This is a genomic window from Actinoplanes sp. ATCC 53533 (genome assembly GCF_003947245.1).
Genome location: NZ_QHHV01000074.1, coordinates 38,532 through 55,855, shown reverse-complemented (window position 1 = coordinate 55,855; position 17,324 = coordinate 38,532). Strand labels below are relative to the sequence as shown.

Genomic DNA, 17,324 nt, shown 5'->3' with positions numbered 1-17,324 from the left:
CCGCGGCTGGGCAGTTCAAAGCCGTGCAGCTGCCCGACCTTCTCTTCGCCCTGTTCGGCGTGGGCGCCCTGCTGGCCGGAATCCTGCCGCGGGTCCTCGAACGCCGCCCCCTGTCCATGCCGATCGTCTTCCTCGCCCTGGGGATGATCGTCTTCGCGCTCCCCCTCGGGCTGCCCGCCGCCGACCCGCTCGCCCATCCGAAGCTCACCGAGCACCTCACCGAGGTCTGCGTGATCGTGGCGCTGATGGGCGCCGGGCTGAAGATCGACCGGCCGCTGGGCGCCCGCCGGTGGTCGTCGACGTGGCGACTGCTGGCCGTCGCGATGCCCGTCACCATCGCGGCGACGGCGCTGTTCGGCTGGTGGTGGGCCGGGCTGGTGCCGGCCACCGCGCTGCTGCTCGGCGCAGCCCTCGCGCCCACCGACCCGGTGCTGGCCTCGGACGTCCAGGTCGGCGAGCCGACCGACGAGGAGGATTCCGAGGACGAGGTGCGGTTCGCGCTGACCTCGGAGGCGGGCCTCAACGACGGGCTCGCCTTCCCCTTCGTGTACGCGGCCATCGCGCTGGCCACCGTCGCGGCGACCGGGGAGAGCTGGCTCGGCGAGTGGGTCCTGAAGGATGTGCTCTACAAGGTCGCCGTCGGGGTGGCCGGTGGTCTGCTCGTCGGCCGGCTGCTGGGCAAGCTCTTCTTCCGCGCGCCCAACCACAAGCTCCGGCTGGCCCACCACTCCGAGGGCTTCCTGGCGCTGGCCGCGACGTTCCTCGCGTACGGGCTCGTCGAGGTCGCCGGCGGGTACGGCTTCCTGGCCGTCTTCATCGCCGCGCGCGGCATCCGCTCGGCGCAGCGCACCGACGAGTACCACCAGGTGCTGCACGACTTCGCGGAGCAGATCGAGCGGCTGCTCACCGTACTGTTGCTCCTGCTGCTCGGTGGCGCCGTGGTCGGCGGCCTGCTCGGCCCGCTCACCTGGCCCGCCGCCCTGGCCGGGCTGGCGCTGATCTTCGTGGTCCGGCCGGTGGCCGGCTTCCTGTCGCTGCGCGGCGCGCCCGGCCATCCGGCCGAGCACGCCGTCATCGCCGCGTTCGGCATTCGCGGCATCGGCTCGTTCTACTACCTCGCGTACGCGATGAGCCACGCACCGTTCCCGGCCGTGGATGTCGCATGGGCGACAGTGGCCTTCGTCGTGGTCGTGAGCGTGGTGTTGCACGGCGTTGCGGTGACGCCCGTGATGCGGCTTCTGGACCGATACAACGAACGATCGCGTACCCCGGAAGAGCGACACGCTCAGTAACCATCGTAACTCTGAGTAGCCCCACTCCCGCAAAGTCGTGGTTTATTGAGGACATTGAACCCGGGTGTAGTGGCAGAGCGTATTCATAGCTGTAAGGTGATCGGCAATCTCCGCTGGGCCGAGATTCCACGATGGAACGACAGGAAAGGTGCGGCCGATGCGACTTCGGGGCTTTGCGCCGGCGACCCCCTGCTGGGTCGAGCTGGCGAGTGCTGATCCCGCTCGTGCGGCGGACTTCTACGCCGGGCTCTTCGGCTGGGAACCCGCCGGCGATCGATTCAAGCTCGGCGGCCGCGCCGCGGCCGGGCTGACCCGCGCCCGCGCCGACCGGCCCGCCGGCTGGCTCACCTACCTCACCGAGTACAACCTGGAAGCCTCGATCACCCGGGTCCGCGAGGCCGGCGGCAGCCTGGTCAGCGAGCCCGCCGAGGGGCGCGGCGGGCGCTCGGCGCTGGTCGCCGACCCGGCCGGCGCCCTGCTGGGCCTCTGGGAGAGCGGCAGCTTCACCGGCGCCGAGGTCGGCGGCGAGCCGGGCACGATGACCTTCCCGGAGCTGCTCACCGACGACGCGGTGGCCGCGGCCCGGTTCTACGGCCAGGCGTTCGGATGGCTGCTGCGCGACGAGTACGGCAGCGACGGCACCCGAGGCGAATGGATCACCACGGCGCACGACGCGATGGCCGGGCTGGCCCCGAGCCACGGCGGCAGCTGGTGGCGCGCGGCGTTCCAGGTGGCCGACTGCGCGGCGACCATGCAGGCGTGCCGCAACCTGGGCGGCGGCGTGATCGCCGGCCCGACGGACATGGGCTTCGGCAGCTACGCGGAGCTCCTCGACCCGTGGGGCGTGCCGTTCGCGGTGGCCGCCCCGGCGGCCCTGCCGGTGGAGCTCAGCATGTCGTTCAACTCGACGGCCGGCATGGAGCTGACCTTCGGGGTGTTGTAGACCAACCACGATCAGCAAGGCGCCGGGCATCCGCCCGGCGCCTTTTCGCGCTCGTCCTGTCAACCTTGGTTGACAGGCCGCGGCTGTCAACGTAAGTTGACAGCATGACCGAAGCAACCGATCTCGCCGCCGCCGCCGGCAGCACCGATCCTCGGGTCGGCCTGCGGGCGGTCGTGGCGCTGCGCCGCCTCCTGGAGGGCCTCGAAAATCTCCAGGTGGCCAACGCGCGACGCAAAGGCTGGTCCTGGCAGGAGATCGCGGACGCCCTCGAGGTGACCCGCCAGGGCGTACACAAGAAGCACGCCGGTCGCGTGCCCATGCTGGACCCACGGGAGGGCTGAGATGTTCGAGCGATTCACCCATGCCGCACGCGAGGTCGTGGTGCGCGCCCAGGAGGAGGCCAGAGACCTGGCCCAGCGCCCGATCGGCACGCAGCACCTGCTGCTCGCCCTGCTCGCGGACAGCGCCGGCCCGGTCGCCACCGCCCCGGCGCTGACCGAGCACGGGGTCGACGCCCGGTCCGTCCGGGCCGCGGTCATCCGCCTGGTCGAGCCCAGCCCCGAGCCGAGCACCCCGGAGATCGACACCACCGCGGACGACGCCGCGGCCCTCAAGGCAATCGGCATCGACCTGGACGCGGTCCGCCGGGCCATCGAGGAGAACTTCGGTCCCGGGGCGCTGCGCCTGCCCCAGCCGGCCGCCCCGAAGCGCCGCGGCCTGTTGCGCCGGGCGCCGCGCGCCTTCACCTCCGGCCACCTTCCGTTCTCGCCGCGCGCCAAGAAGATCCTCGAACTGTCCCTGCGCGAGGCGCTCCGGCTCAAGCACAACTTCATCGCGCCGGAACACATCGTGCTCGGCATCCTGCGCGAGGGTCAGGGCCTGGCGATGCGGATCCTCGCGGACGCGGAGGTGGATCCGGCGCGACTCCGCGCGGAGGTGACCCGCTCCCTGCGGGACCAGGCGGCCTGAGCCCCGGGGGCGGACCTGACTGAACAGGTTCCCGGCTGGGTACTGGCTCACCGCTGGGCCGCTCGTTGGACACGCCGGAGGACACACATGAGCTATCGGGTCGAATACAACGGCGAAGATCTCGAGCTCGCCACCCTGGACGCCGCCCTGGACAACGCCAAGCACGCCATCGCCGCGGATATCGGGCCGGTCAGCGGGTGGACCGTCGAGCACGACGAGTCGATCAACGACTGGTTCGTCCAGGGCGTGGTCGACGGCAGGACCATCGGCGCGACCGCGGTCGTCACCGGGCCCGAGCCGATGCTGGCCGCGCAGAGTGTGCCGCGGCACGCGCCGGCCAATACCGACGATCTCGCCCGGCGGCGGGTGTTCACCGGGTCGACCCCGGCCGATGTGCTCGGCATGGCCGCGAACTGGCTGGCCGGGCGCCCGGAGGTGGTCGCCGTCGACGATCTGGGCTGGCGGCCCGGCCCCAGCGGCTTCGAGCTGCGGATCTACTATCGCAGCTGAGCGAGCCTGGCGTAGAGCAGGCGGTCGCGCCACTCGCCGCGGATCAGGAAGTGGTCGCGCAGGTGGCCCTCGCGGCTCATGCCGATCTTCTCCAGCACGCGGTTCGAACCGACGTTCTCCGGGTCGCAGGTCGCCGTGATCCGGTGCAGGCCACCTTCGGTCAGCCCGAAGTCCAGCACGGCCTGCGCCGCCTCTGTCGCGTACCCGTGGCCCTGCGCCGCCGGGGCGATCAGATAGCCCATCGCGCCGCGGTGGTGTTCGGGGCTCTCGATGTGCAGTTCCGCCGAGCCGATGAGCGTCGCGTCCGTCCGCCGGATCACCGCGAACTTCCAGGCGCGCCGCGGGGTCTCGGCCTCCGACGCCAGGGCGTAGCCGAGGAAGACGCCGGTCTCCTCGGGTGTGTTCGGGCCCCAGTCCATCCAGCGCACGACCTCCGGATCGCCTGCGATGGCGTGCAGTTCCGCGTGGTCGTCGGCGCGGAACGGGCGCAGAAACAGCCGCGCGGTCGTCAGTTCCATCGCGCGATTATGGCGCGGGTGTCCGGCTACGACGATCTGGTCACCCGCGCCGGCTATCGGGCTGACCACTCGGCCAGGGCGGTTTCGCTGGTGATGTGGTCCAGCGCCAGGATCGCCGCGCCGTGCAGGGCGCCGTCGTCGCCGTGCACCGCGTCGACCACCGGCGGCGGCTGTCCACGATGGAACGCCATGAGCCCGCCGGCGTAGGCCGCGGCGAAGCTGTCCGGCGCGGCGGCGCGCAGCGGTGCGGCGAGCCCGCCCAGCGTGACCGTGTCCGGATCGTGCACGTTGACCAGGGCGCCGATGCCCCCGCCGAGCGCGCCCGCGACGATCGCCAGCGCTCGCCGGGCGTCGGCGTCGTGCGCCGCCCGGTCCAGGATCTGCCGCGCATACCCCCGCGGGTCGCCCGGGGCGGTCACGCCGAGGTGGCGGGCCAGCGCGCGACCGTCGATCTCCAGATCCCAGCAGCCGCGCGCCCCGCAGGGGCAGGTCAAGGACCGGTCCCCGTACGGCTGATGGCCGAACTCACCCGCAGCACCGTGCGCGCCGGTCCACGGGCGACCATCGACGGTGAACGCCCCACCGATACCGACCTCGACCATGAGGTGCAGCGCCGCTCGCGCCCCGACGGCAGCGCCGGTGCGGGCCTCGGCGAGCCCGGCGAGCGTCGCATCGTTGCCGGGCAGGAGCGGAACGGGGGTGCCGGCGGTGAGCCCGGCCAGCTCCACGTCACGCCAGCCGAGGGTCGCGGACTGGGCCAGCCGGCCGTCGTGGATCGACCCGGCGACCGCTGCCGCGACCGCCCGCAGCCGCGTTCCGTACCGCTCGCGAACCTCGTCGACTGTCCGCCGGACGGCACTGAGCACGGCGGTGGGGTCGCCGGCGTGCCGGGCCGCGGTGATGTCGAGCAGGCGGCCGTCGAGGCCGGCGACCGCGTGCCGCCAGTCCGCCACCCGGACGTCGACCGCGAGCACCACCGGCCCGGCCGGGTGCGCACCCAGCACGGTGGTCGGCCGGCCCCGGCCCCGCGGCGGCGCGGGCGTCTCGGCGAGCAGGCTCAACGCCCGCATCCGGCCGGTGAGCTCGGTCGCCAGGCCGCTGGTGAGCTGCAGGTCGTGGGCCAGGGCCGCGCGGGTCGCGCCGGGGTGCAGGCGCAGCCAGGCGAGCACCTGGGACGCGGTGTGCCAGCGGGTCTCCTGGGCCCGGCGGCGGGTCGGGCTTGCCATGACAGGGGTTCACCACCTTATCCTCGTACTACGAGGATAATAGGAGGACGACGTGGACCTCACCATCATCGAGGCGGTGCTCTTCGACATGGACGGCACCCTGGTCGACTCGGACGCCGCCGTCGAACGCGCCTGGCGGACGTGGGCCGCCGAATACGGCGTCGACCCGGCCGCCGTGCTGGCCGTCGCGCACGGCGCCCCGGCCGAACGGACCGTCGGCCTGGTCCGCCCGGACCTGACCGGGGCGGACGCCGCCGCGGCCGTGGCCGCCGCCCGCCAGCTCGAGCTCCAGTACGAAGATCTCTCCGACGTCGTGCCCACGCCCGGCGCACACGAGCTGCTGGCGGCGCTGCGACTGCCGTGGGCGATCGTGACCAGCGCCGACGCGCGACTCGCCAAGGCCCGGCTGGGCGCGGCCGGCATCGCGGCCCCGCTGCTGATCACCGTCGACGACGTACGGGTGGGCAAGCCCGACCCGGAGGGCTACCTGCGCGCCGCCGAACTGCTCGGCGTCGCGCCGGAGCGCTGCCTGGTGGTCGAGGACGCGGAGGTCGGCGTCGCCGCGGGCCGGGCCGCGGGAGCGCAGGTGGCCGCCCTCAAGGGCGTCGACGGCGATCTCGCCATCGCCGATCTCGGCACCCTCGCGCGACTCCTGGCCCCACAGCCCTGAGGATCGAATGGACAGCAAGGTCAGGCAGGCCGGGATCGCGCAGGCCGCCCTGGGCTACGCGATCACCGCGCTCGGCGCCTGTCTCGTGCTGCTGGCCGGCGACTTCGGCGTACCGCCGGAGGAGCTGGCCTGGCTACCCGCGACGTTCGGCTTCGGGCTGCTGGTCATGGCACCGGCCGGGCCATTGCTGCTGCGGAACGGCCCGCGCCCGGCGTTGGCCGGCGGCGCACTGGCCGTCGCGACGGGAGCGACGCTGCTCGCGCTCGCCCCGGTGGCGGCGGTGGCGGTCGCGGGCGCCCTGCTGCTGGGCGCGGGAGGAGCGGCGTTCGCGCTGGTCACCCCCGCGTTGCTGGCCGGGGCGGAGGCGGCGGTGCAGCTCACCAAGGTCAACGCCGCGTCCAGCAGCGCGGCGGTGCTCGCCCCGGCGGCGATCGGCGGCCTGAACGCGACCGGCCTGGTCAACGGGCGGCTGGCGCTGCTGCTCGTCGTACCCCCGTTGCTCTATCTGGCCGCGACCGTGCGCCCAACGAAATCCTGGCCGACGCCGGCCGCCCGACCCGCCTGGCCCGCCCGACCCGCCCGGCCCCCAACCGACGCGGATGACCGACCCGCGGCCGACGCGGATGACCGACCCGCGGCCGGTGGGGTGGGCCGGCCCGCGGCCGGTGCGGTGGCGCGGCGCTGGTCCGCCGTGGTGCTCGCCGTCTCGGTCGAGTTCTGCTTCACCATCTGGGCCGTGGCCCGGCTCGCCGCCGCGGGCCTGGCGCCCGGGACCGCCGCCGCGCTCGGCACGGCCTTCCCGATCGGCATGGCCCTGGGCCGGCTGGCGGGCCCGGCGCTGATCGGCCGGATCCCGGTGGTGCCGATCGGCGCGGCGATCACCGCGGCCGGCGCCCTGGTGGTCGTCGCCGCTAGCGGCCCGGCCGCGATCACCGCGGGGCTCGTCGCGGCCGGCGCGGGCGTGGCGACCCTCTACCCGGTGGCCCTGGCCGGCCTGGTCGCGACGCCGCGCCTGCGGGCCACCCACGCCGCGTCGCTGGGCGCCCTCGCCTCGGGTACGGCCATCCTGGCGGCCCCCGCGGCCCTGGCCCGGCTCGCCGACGTGGTGGACCTGCGGCTCGCGTTCCTCATCACGCTTCCGCTGCTGGCCGCCCTGCTCCTGGTGCGCCACCGTCAGTGACGACCGCCACCGTCGAACCGCTGGTATTTCAGATTTGAAGGAGTATCGTTCTGCTCATGACCGAACCGCTCAGCGACACCCAGCAGGCCGCCTGGCGCGCCTTCGTGGAGAGCAGCTGGGCGCTGCACAACCGTCTTGAGGACGACCTGCGGGCCACGACCGGCCTGAGCATGTCCGACTATCACGTGCTGGTCGTGCTCTCCGAGACGCCGGAGCACCGGCTCCGCATGGGCGAGCTGGCCAGCCGCCTGGTGTTCTCGCCCAGCCGGTGCACGTACCAGATCACCACGATGGTCAAGCGCGGCCTGGTCCGCAAGCAGAGCTGCTGCGACGACGGCCGCGGCCAGGAGGCCGTGCTGACCGACGCCGGGATGGCCGCGCTGACCGCCGCCGCGCCACTGCACCTCGCCACCGTGCGGGAAACGTTCATCGACGACCTCGACGACGCCGAGCTCGCCACCATCACGCGCGTCTTCGGACGCCTGGGCCCCCGACTGCGCACGCAGCCGGTCGCTGTCTGAGGAGAAGACCATGCCAGCGATCACCGTCGACGACGTCCTGGTCCTGCCGCGCCTGCCGCAGCTGGATCCCACCACCACCAGCTACCGGCCCGTGCTCCGGCTGACCACCGCCCCGTCCGGCTTCGAGGGCGAGGGCTTCCCGGTCCGGCGCGCCTTCGCCGGCGTGCCGACGAACGAGCTCGACCCGTTCATCCACCTCGACCAGATGGGCGAGGTCGACTACGCGCCGGGCGAGCCCAAGGGCACCCCATGGCATCCGCACCGCGGCTTCGAGACCGTCACCTACATGATCGATGGTCAGATGGACCACCAGGATTCCCTGGGCGGCGGCGGCTCGATCACCAACGGCGACACCCAGTGGATGACCGCGGGCGGCGGCATCCTGCACATCGAGGCGCCGCCGGAGCAGCTGGTCACCAGCGGCGGGCTCTTCCACGGCTTGCAGCTCTGGGTCAACCTGCCCCGGGCCGCCAAGATGATCGCCCCGAAATACCAGGACATCCGCGGCCGCGAGTCGACGCTGCTGACCACCCCGGACGGCGGCAGCCTGATCCGGGTGATCGCGGGCGAGATCGCCGGGCACGCCGGCCCGGGCTCGACGTTCACGCCGATCAACCTGGCCCACGTCACCCTGCAGCCGGGCGCCCAGCTCGACCTGCCCTGGCAGGCGGACTACAACGCGCTGGTCTACGTGCTGGCGGGCCGCGGCACGGTCGGTGCGGAACGGCGCCCGATCCAGATCGGCCAGCTCGCCGCCCACGGCGCCGGCGACACGATCCGGGTCACCGCCGACAAGTCGCAGGACGCCAACATCCCGGCGATGGAGCTGTTCATCATGGGCGGCCGGCCGATCCGCGAGCCGGTGGCGCAGTACGGTCCGTTCGTGATGAACACGCGGGAGGAGCTCGCGCAGGCGTTCGAGGACTACCAGAAGGGCCGCCTGGGTGTGATCCCGGCGGAGCGCCTGCCGCACACCAACTGACGGCCGTCCTGACCCGCGGGTGCCGGGCACACTGAGCCCATGGAGTACGTCGGCCAGGTGCCCGCCCCGCCGCTCGACCGGTTCATCGACGACATCTACTGCCTGACCGGAGTGCCGCGGCATCGCCGGATGAACATCCCGCCGATGCCGTCGGCGCACCTGTTCGTCAACCTGAGCGCACCCGTCCGCCTGTGGGATTCCGATCCTTCGGTGCCGCCGGCGGTTCTCACCGATGGGTGGTTCATGGGCGTATGGACCAGGCGCTTCCTCATCGAGTACCCCACCCGGGTGCGGCTCGTCGGGGTGCACTTCAAGCCCTGGGGGATGTCGCCGTTCGTCGACCTGCCGGCGACCGACCTGCGGGACCGATGGGTGCCGGTCGACGCCGTCTGGCAACGGTCGGTGGAGCGGATTCGCAATCAGGTCGGCGAGCTCGCATCGGCCTCCGAGACGCTGCGGGCGTTGGAGCGGGAGCTGCGATCGCGACTCGCCGAGGGCCCATCGCGCGGCCTCGACCTGGTCCAGCACACAGGCGGGCGGTTGGCGACCCTCCACGGTGCGGTCCCGGTCTGTGCGCTGACCGATGCCGCCGGGGTGAGTGGCAATCACCTGGCCACCCAGTTCAAGTCTCATGTCGGGGTCACCCCGAAGCGGCTGGCGCGGATCTACCGCTTCGCACGGCTGATCCTGTCCGTCGACACCCTGCGCCCGGTTGACTGGTCGGAGCTCGCCCAGACGGCGGGCTACTTCGACCAGGCCCACTTCAGCAGGGAGTTCAAGGACTTCACCGGCCACACCCCGACGCAGTACCTGGCCCTGCGGCGCCGGTTCCCCGCCGAGCGGGGGTTCCCGCCGGACAGCGGTCCGATGCCCGCAGATTGATTTTTTACAAGCCCGGGCGCCCCAGGCAACGAAAAGATCGGAGGCGAATACGCAAGGCGACTCAAGGAGAAACCTGTGGGCACAGTAGTCATGCACAGCGTGGTGTCGGTGGACGGCTTCATCGCCGACGCGAACGACGACGTCGGGCCGCTCCACGAGTGGTACTTCAACGGGGACACCCCGATCACCCAGGGCGGCGACCAGCAATACGATCACTCCGGAGCCGGAAGCGGCTTCAAGGTCTCACGCGCGTCGGCGGAGTACGTCCGGCCGATGTGGGAGGCGATCGGCACGATCGTGCAGGGCCGCACCATGTTCGACCTGATGAACGGCTGGGAGGGTCAACCACCCGCCGGCGACCACGTGGTCGTGGTGTCACACCGACCCAAGCCCGAGGGCTGGCACCCCGAGGCGTCATACCATTTCGTCGACGACGTGGCGGCCGCGATCGACAAGGCCCAGAAGCTCGCCGGGGCGCGCATCGTCAGCGTGAACGCCGGCGAGGTCGGCGGCCAGATCCTCGCCGCCGGCCTCGTGGACGAGGTGGCGATGGACATCGTGCCGGTCGTGTTCGGGTCGGGCAAACGCTACTTCGGCAGCATCGACGGGCAGCGTCTGCTGGAGGATCCCCACGTGGTCATCCAGGGCGACCGGGTGCTGCACCTGAAGTTCAAGGTGCGCCGCTAGGCCAGGGCGCCCACGATCAGCTGAGTCCGGTCAGGAAGTTCGTCATCAAGACCGACAGCTTGGGGACCTGCTGTTCCAGAGGCGCACTGGCGCTCCACGACTCGGCGACATCTTTGCCCGCGAGCAGCTCCGCGACGCCGATCGCGTTCCCCGTGCGGGCTTTCATCAGCACATTCCACGCCCCCTTGTCGTATATCGCGAAGGCAGCGTCACCGAGCTGCGGCACATCGACGAAGTCAACAGACTCGGTGCTGTCAGCCGCGGTGCGCTCCTTCAGATATTCCTGCTCGACGCGCGTCGCACCGTCCGCCCCGCGGAAGACCGTCACATGGAGGGTGAGCAGCGGCCGGCCGCCCGGCGCCGCATATTCGCACCGTTCCTCGTAGCGCCCGGCGTCATCGACATGGTCCGCGGCGGATGGCTTACCTCGCGTCGGCAGCCCGTAGGGTGCGTTGACCAGCTCGGGGCATTCCACGGCGAACCGCTGCCAGGTGGCCGCCGTCCGGGCCGGCGCAGGCGCCGGGGTCGCGGCTCCGACGTCGCCGCACCCGGCCGCCAGCGTCAGTAGCAACACCAGCGCGGGGCTGCGCCCGACTGCCCGCCATCGCCGAGCCGACACCGTCACGACGGCGCCCGAAACTCGGGGCGTGGAGTCTGCGCCGAGGACGGCAGCGGAAACAATGAACGAGACATCGGCCCTCCGGACGTATCCCTACAAACTTCTGCTTCATGACCGGACCGAGGTGTTCCAGCACGCCAGTCCGGTAGGCTCGGAATCGGCGGCAAATCTGAAAGCTGTGCGTGACGAATACAACTACCTACTACAACCGGTCCACGAACTTTCGAATGGCGCTGGCAGCAACCGGATTTGGAAGCGCGATAATGCCAATCGAGTCATTCCACGTAGTACCTCCGATCAAAACGCCTTCATTCAGCGACAACATCACGAAACCCGGCCGGCCCGGCGGGCCACCGAGCACTCCATTGTCGACACCCCCGCCCACAATGTTCCAATCGCGTTCCAGCCTTACTCGCGCCCAGTGCGGTCTTGCCGGAGTCACCTGATCCACAGGACCAACAGAGACGAGGAACCTTCGATCCTCGTCGAGTAAGTCGTACTCGACCACGAGTTGCCACCAAGCATCGTTCGCCAACCCAACGAGATCGGGCTCGTCAAGATCGAAAGTGCGGTCGGTTCTGCCGTCCTCAGGAAGGCAAGCCGTCAGCATCCATGCCGCACTGGCAGGCAATGCGGGTGAAGGCCACACAAAGTCGAGCATCACAATTCCCGCAGTCCGAAGTGACGCCTCAATAGCCTGCTGATCGAACATCAAGATTCCCGCAATTCAACAAGACGGCTTGTACGTGGAGATCCGGTCGTAGTTGTGGCCCGCACCCCTCACTCCTCCCGTCGGTCCGACCCAGCCTACAGTGCCGTCGGACTTTACTAGAAGCCGCCAATCGTTACCACCACCGGGCACATCGTAGATCTTTGTATCCTTCCAGAACTTCCGCGCTCCGATTGGGCCGGTGTTACCACGGAAAACATCCGGCACTTGCGCATCCTTTGGGCCCGTCATTCGCTGACTGAGTTGACCATTATTATAGGCGTCGATTGCGTTCTGAATAATAGGCGGCACGGGCGCTGGATCGTTGTGCACCAGCACCGGCGCGGCGCCGGCGAGCACATAGTACGTGTGGCATATTCACCGCCGACACGGAGAGTGACCGATCAGTGAGGGGCTCTCACCTGGTCTTTCTCGGAACGGTCCGGCAGCGGATCGGACTGTCGGACGGGGTTGACGGCAACCGTGACGGCAACGCGCACAGACCACTACGTCCGAACAACGCGCGCTACCCCGCGAGTGCCCGGCGGAGGTCCTTCATCAACAGCAGCAGGTGCATCGGATCCGTGGGACTCGGCTCAAACTTGGCCAGCCGCAGATAAAAGTCGCGGGCGGCGTCAGTTTCGCAGTGGATGAGCACCGCCCGCACACCGATGACCTCGGCCGCGGTGGCGATCCGTCGCAGCGCATCGACCACCAGGGCACGTCCGAGTCCGGCACCCTGGGCGCTACGGTCGACGCCGAGACGGGTCAGGATCACCACGGGCTGGTGGTAGCGGCCGGCACCCTGCCGCAGCCGCGGAGAGGCGTCAGCAGGAGCGACGCTGCCCGCTGCGAGAGCGTAGTAGCCGATAACCCGGCGATCCGGGTGATCGATGTCGCCGACGACGTACACGCGGGACAGCCCGGCCCGGTGTGCCTGCAGCGCGTGCTCGGCCAACCAGACGGATTGGGCCGGTGAGCCGCAGTCGAAGCCGGTCACCACATGTGTGGCCGACAGCGGCTCGACCGGCGAGAAACGCGAGCTCACCGCTGCGCCTCGCCAGGGTTGTCCAGAGCCGTCGGCGCGGTCAGCAACTCACGCAGGCCGGCGACATCCTGGGCCGGGCGCTCGAGCGCTTCGTCGAACACCCGCCACGCGTCCTCGTTCAGCAAGAACGCTCGCCGATCGGCGAGCACATCAGCCGCCGCGTCGGTGGCCGCCTTCAGCACGAACGTCGACACACTCGCGCCCGCGGCCTGACTAGCCGCCTCCAGCAACGCCTTCTGCTCAGCATCCACCCGCAGGTGCAGCCGTTCCGCCTTCGCACTCATCACCCAAGTGTACGCACAACGTACGCCAGAGCGAAGGGCTGCAACCGAGGCTGGTCCAAATTTGCTCTACACAATCAAGAGATGCGGCCCGGCCGAAGCCGGGCCGCGCGCACGCGCTCAAGGCCTACGGCCCCGCGCGCACGCCCAGCAATACCGAACACAAGCTTCACAGCCCGCACACTGGCAGAACAGATGCGCCCGCCATGCCGGGAAGTCCGGGATCACTGCCACAACAGACGCAGCAATCCCGGACCACATCTCAGCTGATCACTCGGCCCATTCAGCGATAGTCATCGATTGATGCTTCAGCTTGACGGCCACCCTGACGGCAACGTCCACGATCCAGCACAGGCGACGACGGCGACACCACTACGCACAGCAACGCTGTACCAATGGAAGCTCAGCCAGTCACCAGCTTAGAGCGGGCCGCCGCGTAGCCATCAGAATTGACCGGGACAATCTCTGAGATCCGGTCAAAGAATCGTCGGCCAGCCGCATTAAAGACCTCTTCGAACTCAGTTCTATTGACGCTGACCCGACGCACATGCTCTCCTCCAGTGGACGAGATGAGAACACGGGAACCCTGCGCCGAGAACTCTATCAGAATCGGCTGATCCGGATAGTAAGTACTTGCGGCCCCATCCGCCCGAAACCGCTCCAAGGCGTCCGCCAGATAGGACCAAAGTTGATCGACATAGTCCCATTCCCGCTGACCGACGATCTCCACGCCATCCGCAACGATCTCGATCGCGCCCTCGACATAGTCGGGGTCTGCTGGACGATCCCCATATGAATCGACGTGCACAAACGATCCGTCAGGGAGCCTAATAAAAGAGTTAACAGTCAACATCTCAGTTGCCCGGCAATGGATAGAACTGGCCCACGCGACCGTTGTTGACTCCGAGTACGTAATCCACGCCGTTCACGTTTCCTTGAACTTGATACATGCCTCGCCCTCCACGCTGCACCAGCGTATCCCGGTTCTGCCGCATAACAGAGCCGATCGCACTCTGCACATCCTCCACAGACATGGAGCGGTCGAAGAAACTCTGCTGCGCCTTCACTGAGCCATCCCAGTGGGCAGGATGATGCCGCGTCAGAATGTGCTCCATTCCCTTCTTGTCAAGCAGGAATTGCTGGTTGCCGAACTGGAATCGCGCACTCTGCCAGTTACGCAGCGCAGGGATGCAGCCGCCCGTGTTGTGCACCAGGACCGGGGTTTTGCCGGCGAGCACATAGTACGTGTGCAGATCGCTCACCGTGAGGTTGAGCATGAAGTTGCTGCCGGGAGCCGGCCTCCGGTCGACCACCGTGACAGTGCCAGCTTGCGCGGTGCTCAGCCGGTGGCCGGGCTCGAGGTCGCCGGCGCCGACCCACCGGCCCAGGGTCTTGTCCCAGAAGGGGTGGTCGGCCGTGGTGTGAAGAGTCTCGATCTCACCGGCGCGCGCGATCTCCACGTCGACAAGATCAACGTCGAGGTTGTTGTGCAGAACGGTGACTTCCTTGGCAGCCCTGGCGCCGGTCTCCGGGTCGGCGGCCAGGACCCGGTCGCCGACCTGGACATCGCGGATCGGCTTGGTGGTCCCGTCGGCCATGAGAACCAACGTGGCCGGGTCGAAGCTGTTGGCGCCGTAGCTGGCGACACAGCTTCTCAGCATTTGCCCGGCTTCCTTGTTACCGCTGAGGGCCGCCTTCACCATCCGCACGATCCCCGAGCTCCCACCGCCTACGACCGACAGGAACAGGGCGTCGCCCACGGTGGGGTTCAAGGTGCTGCCGAGTGATTGTCCGCCGGCCATACCGGCGATCCCGTAGTCCTGCCGGCAGGCGATGCTTTCGCCGCAATGAATAGACGCGGCGATGTGCCAGGGAACTGCGCCGTTCTTCAGATCGTTGAGATAGCCGGCGCACAGATCACTCCGCATCCTGCAGAATGCGCCGATCTCCGTACTGGTGTCGGGGTTGGATGCCGACATGATCTGGATCATGGCGGAACGCAGGCGTTCGGTCTCCTGACAGGAGTTGCCGGTGCCGCAGCCGGCTTTCGTGCCGGAGCTGCCGCCGCTGCCCCCACGGCCTCCGCCGTCGCCGCCACCACTGCCCTTTGCGATGCCGCCGGTGCCGCTACCGTCTGTCTCCTGGTGGTGCTCGCACGAGTTCGCGCTGCCGCAGCTTCCCGGGTCCTTGACGTGCTCCGGTGTGTCGTCGTAGCCGCAGCCGCCTCCGCCGCCGGGGCACGGGTCGGTGCCGCTCGGGTCGCTCAGGGTTATCGGGCTGTTGTTGGCGTAGCTGTACGCGTTCCACTGCTGCGGATTGGTGAGATCCTGGAGCGGATCGACCGAGATGAACCGGCCCAGAGCCGGGTCGTATTCCCGCGCGCCGAGGTGGGTGAGGCCGGTCGGATCGATGTCGCCGCCCACGAAGCCTTTCTGGGTCGGCCAGGTCGGATTGACACCGCGGGGTTCGCCGTACGGGTTCTGCCGGCGGATGCTCACCTGCTGGCTGTAGGCGTTGACCGAGGCCTGCTGGGTGCCTTGATGGTCGCTGAACAGCCAGGTGAGGTTCTGTTGTCCGGTGCTCCGCGAAGCGACCGTGGCGCCGGCGAAGGTGTAGTAGCGCGTGCAGGAAACCGTCGCGGTGTTGCCGGAGACAGCTCGGCGGATCTCTTGGCCGGGCAGGTAGAGCGTGGTGCCGCCGGCGTCGCGGCGAATGAGCCGGGAGCCGCTCGCATCGTAGAGGTTGGTGGTAGTGCTACCGCCCTCGACGACCTTGGCGAGGCGGCCCTCGGCGTCCCAGGTGAGCACCTGACCGTTGGTCGCGCCGGGTCGGGTGGTCATGTTGCCGGTGTTGTCGTAGCCGTAGGAGACCGTGCTGTCGGTGCTCTGCCCAGGCTGGCTGGTGGTCATCGACGTGACGGCGTGCGGACGGACCACACCCACTCCGGCGGCCGGAGCGGCGTAGCTGCGGACGGTGTCTCCGCCCGCGGCGTGCGAGACCTCCTTGGTGCGATTGCCGATCTTGTCGATCGTCCAGTCGTACCAGTACGGAGCAGGGCCGCCGAGGTCGCCGGTCGAGGGTGCCACCGAGCATGCGATCCCGCTCTTGGGGGTCCACGCCGAGGTCATCCGCTGCAGTCCGTCGTATCCGAAGCACTGCTTGTCGGCGGTCCCCACCTGGGGGTTGTCGCTGATGGACAGGATGTTCCCGGCGGGATCGTATTCGTAGGCCTGGTCGACGACCGCGCCAACTAGCTGGACGCGGTATAGAGCAGGGTCTTTCCGACCGCGGCGCGGGTCTCCATAGTGTGGTGGGCCTCGCCGGCCCCGTCGAGCGGGAAACGCTGCCCGATCACGGGTCGCAGCCGGCTCGCCGCTGCCAGGGCGAGGGCCTCGGTGGTGCGCCGGGTCTGCTCCTCGGGCGGGCCGAAGACCCCGCGGCGCACTCGGATCCCGCGTTCAGCGATGGCCTCCTCCGACAGGTCCGGCCAGCCGGCGGCCGAGCTGAAGCCGAAGCTGATCATCCTGCCGCCGCGACCGAGCAGATCGAAGGCCACCTCGGCGACCGCACCACCGACGCCGTCCAGGACGACGTCCACCTCCCCGCAGGCTGCTCGCACCGCTGCGGCCCAGTCGGGTTCCCGGTAGTCGATCGCGATCGCGGCGCCGAGCTCCCGCGCCAGCGCCATCTTTCGTGGCCCACCGGCCAGGGCGACCACGCGCGCCCCCGCGGCCTCGGCCAACTGCACGAGCAGCGATCCGACGCCGCCGGCCGCCGCCTCGATCAAGATCCGGTCGCCGGCGCGGACCTCGGCGGCCGCAATGATCATCAGTGCCGTGCGGCCGTCCGACAGCAGGGCGACCGCGTCGTCCATCGGAACGGTCGGCGGCACCTCGATGAGCTGGGTGGCATCGACGGCGACCAGCTCCGCACACCCGCCCGAGCCGCCCGTGCCGGTCACCACCCGCTTGCCCACCAGGTGCTCCTCCGCGGCGGAGCCGGCCGCGGTCACCACGCCGCCCACCCCGTTGCCGGGAATCATCGGCGGCGGTGGGAACGGCCCGAAGCCGGTCGCGCGGAACATCGTCTCGATCCAGGTGATGTTGGCGAACTCCACGGCGATCAGGACCTGGCCCGCCGCCGGCACCGGCGGCGGGGTGTCTTCGACCCGCAGCAGGTCGGGCTTGCCGAATTCCTTCAGCCACACAGCACGCACAGCGCCACTTCCCATCAATAGACCATGACTCATTCACCAGAGTCGGCTCTGGCGAAATCTAGCATCTATGA

The 17,324-nt window shown here is 69.7% G+C and carries 20 protein-coding genes; 11 read left to right on the top strand and 9 right to left on the bottom strand.

The features are described from left to right. The first annotated feature begins 23 nt into the window (after positions 1-23). The 5 genes from DMB66_RS24700 (at position 24) to DMB66_RS24680 (ending at position 3,714) form a co-directional block, all read left to right on the top strand. Positions 24-1,292 carry a sodium:proton antiporter gene (locus tag DMB66_RS24700; RefSeq protein WP_125806501.1) on the top strand — a complete coding sequence of 423 codons (1,269 nt, stop codon included), beginning with the start codon at positions 24-26 and terminating at the stop codon, positions 1,290-1,292. A 157-nt stretch (positions 1,293-1,449) separates the two neighbouring features. After that, a complete protein-coding gene (locus tag DMB66_RS24695; protein ID WP_233624818.1) occupies positions 1,450-2,235 on the top strand; it encodes a VOC family protein in 786 nt (261 codons plus the stop codon). Between the two features lie 104 nt (positions 2,236-2,339). After that, complete coding sequence (locus DMB66_RS24690; RefSeq protein WP_125806499.1) at positions 2,340-2,576, top strand: helix-turn-helix domain-containing protein; 237 nt, start codon at positions 2,340-2,342, stop codon at positions 2,574-2,576. A gap of 1 nt (position 2,577) precedes the next feature. Then, a complete protein-coding gene (locus tag DMB66_RS24685) occupies positions 2,578-3,204 on the top strand; it encodes a Clp protease N-terminal domain-containing protein (protein ID WP_125806498.1) in 627 nt (208 codons plus the stop codon). A gap of 87 nt (positions 3,205-3,291) precedes the next feature. Beyond that, the gene (locus tag DMB66_RS24680; protein ID WP_125806497.1) at positions 3,292-3,714 is read left to right on the top strand and encodes a hypothetical protein; all 423 of its coding nucleotides are present in this window, start codon (positions 3,292-3,294) and stop codon (positions 3,712-3,714) included. Here DMB66_RS24680 and DMB66_RS24675 read toward each other — a convergent pair. Beyond that, positions 3,702-4,232, bottom strand: a complete 531-nt coding sequence (locus DMB66_RS24675) for a GNAT family N-acetyltransferase (RefSeq protein ID WP_125806496.1) — start codon at positions 4,230-4,232, stop codon at positions 3,702-3,704. The two genes, DMB66_RS24680 and DMB66_RS24675, sit on opposite strands and share 13 nt — an antisense overlap. Positions 4,233-4,285: 53 nt before the next feature. Next, positions 4,286-5,458 (bottom strand): ROK family protein, encoded by a 1,173-nt coding sequence (locus DMB66_RS24670; RefSeq protein WP_125806495.1) that lies wholly within the window; start codon positions 5,456-5,458, stop codon positions 4,286-4,288. Positions 5,459-5,510: 52 nt separating this feature from the next. Between DMB66_RS24670 and DMB66_RS24665 the strand changes: the two genes are divergently transcribed. The 6 genes from DMB66_RS24665 (at position 5,511) to DMB66_RS24645 (ending at position 10,380) form a co-directional block, all read left to right on the top strand. Further along, positions 5,511-6,128 (top strand): HAD-IA family hydrolase, encoded by a 618-nt coding sequence (locus DMB66_RS24665; protein ID WP_125806494.1) that lies wholly within the window; start codon positions 5,511-5,513, stop codon positions 6,126-6,128. A 7-nt stretch (positions 6,129-6,135) separates the two neighbouring features. Beyond that, on the top strand, positions 6,136-7,308 hold the full coding sequence (locus DMB66_RS61350; protein ID WP_158647347.1) for an MFS transporter: 1,173 nt from the start codon (positions 6,136-6,138) through the stop codon (positions 7,306-7,308). Between the two features lie 56 nt (positions 7,309-7,364). Further along, entirely contained in the window at positions 7,365-7,829 is a 465-nt protein-coding gene (locus DMB66_RS24660; protein ID WP_125806493.1) for a MarR family winged helix-turn-helix transcriptional regulator, read from the top strand. Between the two features lie 10 nt (positions 7,830-7,839). Further along, positions 7,840-8,811: a pirin family protein gene (locus tag DMB66_RS24655; RefSeq protein ID WP_125806492.1), complete on the top strand. Its 972-nt coding sequence runs from the start codon at positions 7,840-7,842 to the stop codon at positions 8,809-8,811. 39 nt (positions 8,812-8,850) lie between these two features. After that, positions 8,851-9,693, top strand: a complete 843-nt coding sequence (locus DMB66_RS24650; protein WP_125806491.1) for a helix-turn-helix domain-containing protein — start codon at positions 8,851-8,853, stop codon at positions 9,691-9,693. 75 nt (positions 9,694-9,768) lie between these two features. Continuing rightward, positions 9,769-10,380 carry a dihydrofolate reductase family protein gene (locus tag DMB66_RS24645; RefSeq protein ID WP_125806490.1) on the top strand — a complete coding sequence of 204 codons (612 nt, stop codon included), beginning with the start codon at positions 9,769-9,771 and terminating at the stop codon, positions 10,378-10,380. A gap of 16 nt (positions 10,381-10,396) precedes the next feature. Here DMB66_RS24645 and DMB66_RS24640 read toward each other — a convergent pair whose 3' ends face one another. The 7 genes from DMB66_RS24640 to DMB66_RS24610 form a co-directional block, all read right to left on the bottom strand. Then, entirely contained in the window at positions 10,397-10,954 is a 558-nt protein-coding gene (locus DMB66_RS24640; RefSeq protein WP_125806489.1) for a hypothetical protein, read from the bottom strand. A 247-nt stretch (positions 10,955-11,201) separates the two neighbouring features. Next, the gene (locus DMB66_RS24635; RefSeq protein ID WP_125806488.1) at positions 11,202-11,711 is read right to left on the bottom strand and encodes a hypothetical protein; all 510 of its coding nucleotides are present in this window, start codon (positions 11,709-11,711) and stop codon (positions 11,202-11,204) included. 523 nt (positions 11,712-12,234) lie between these two features. Continuing rightward, the gene (locus DMB66_RS24630; protein ID WP_233624817.1) at positions 12,235-12,708 is read right to left on the bottom strand and encodes a GNAT family N-acetyltransferase; all 474 of its coding nucleotides are present in this window, start codon (positions 12,706-12,708) and stop codon (positions 12,235-12,237) included. Between the two features lie 44 nt (positions 12,709-12,752). Further along, positions 12,753-13,040, bottom strand: a complete 288-nt coding sequence (locus DMB66_RS24625; protein WP_125806486.1) for a DUF1778 domain-containing protein — start codon at positions 13,038-13,040, stop codon at positions 12,753-12,755. A gap of 400 nt (positions 13,041-13,440) precedes the next feature. Further along, a complete protein-coding gene (locus DMB66_RS24620) occupies positions 13,441-13,845 on the bottom strand; it encodes a hypothetical protein (RefSeq protein ID WP_125806485.1) in 405 nt (134 codons plus the stop codon). Between the two features lie 46 nt (positions 13,846-13,891). Further along, positions 13,892-16,213, bottom strand: coding sequence for a polymorphic toxin-type HINT domain-containing protein (locus DMB66_RS64005; protein ID WP_125806484.1), 2,322 nt, complete (start codon positions 16,211-16,213; stop codon positions 13,892-13,894). Between the two features lie 74 nt (positions 16,214-16,287). Then, positions 16,288-17,253 carry a zinc-binding dehydrogenase gene (locus tag DMB66_RS24610; RefSeq protein ID WP_125806483.1) on the bottom strand — a complete coding sequence of 322 codons (966 nt, stop codon included), beginning with the start codon at positions 17,251-17,253 and terminating at the stop codon, positions 16,288-16,290. Positions 17,254-17,324: the final 71 nt, after the last annotated feature.

What these genes read in the sequence shown, in the direction of transcription:
- DMB66_RS24685 (WP_125806498.1), top strand. Translation starts at nt 2,578, where the DNA reads ATGTTCGAGCGATTCACCCATGCCGCACGCGAGGTCGTGGTGCGCGCC.
- DMB66_RS24675 (WP_125806496.1), bottom strand. Translation starts at nt 4,232, where the DNA reads ATGGAACTGACGACCGCGCGGCTGTTTCTGCGCCCGTTCCGCGCCGAC.
- DMB66_RS24650 (WP_125806491.1), top strand. Translation starts at nt 8,851, where the DNA reads ATGGAGTACGTCGGCCAGGTGCCCGCCCCGCCGCTCGACCGGTTCATC.
- DMB66_RS24655 (WP_125806492.1), top strand. Translation starts at nt 7,840, where the DNA reads ATGCCAGCGATCACCGTCGACGACGTCCTGGTCCTGCCGCGCCTGCCG.
- DMB66_RS24670 (WP_125806495.1), bottom strand. Translation starts at nt 5,458, where the DNA reads ATGGCAAGCCCGACCCGCCGCCGGGCCCAGGAGACCCGCTGGCACACC.
- DMB66_RS24680 (WP_125806497.1), top strand. Translation starts at nt 3,292, where the DNA reads ATGAGCTATCGGGTCGAATACAACGGCGAAGATCTCGAGCTCGCCACC.
- DMB66_RS24635 (WP_125806488.1), bottom strand. Translation starts at nt 11,711, where the DNA reads ATGTTCGATCAGCAGGCTATTGAGGCGTCACTTCGGACTGCGGGAATT.
- DMB66_RS24690 (WP_125806499.1), top strand. Translation starts at nt 2,340, where the DNA reads ATGACCGAAGCAACCGATCTCGCCGCCGCCGCCGGCAGCACCGATCCT.
- DMB66_RS24660 (WP_125806493.1), top strand. Translation starts at nt 7,365, where the DNA reads ATGACCGAACCGCTCAGCGACACCCAGCAGGCCGCCTGGCGCGCCTTC.
- DMB66_RS61350 (WP_158647347.1), top strand. Translation starts at nt 6,136, where the DNA reads ATGGACAGCAAGGTCAGGCAGGCCGGGATCGCGCAGGCCGCCCTGGGC.
- DMB66_RS24625 (WP_125806486.1), bottom strand. Translation starts at nt 13,040, where the DNA reads ATGAGTGCGAAGGCGGAACGGCTGCACCTGCGGGTGGATGCTGAGCAG.
- DMB66_RS24695 (WP_233624818.1), top strand. Translation starts at nt 1,450, where the DNA reads ATGCGACTTCGGGGCTTTGCGCCGGCGACCCCCTGCTGGGTCGAGCTG.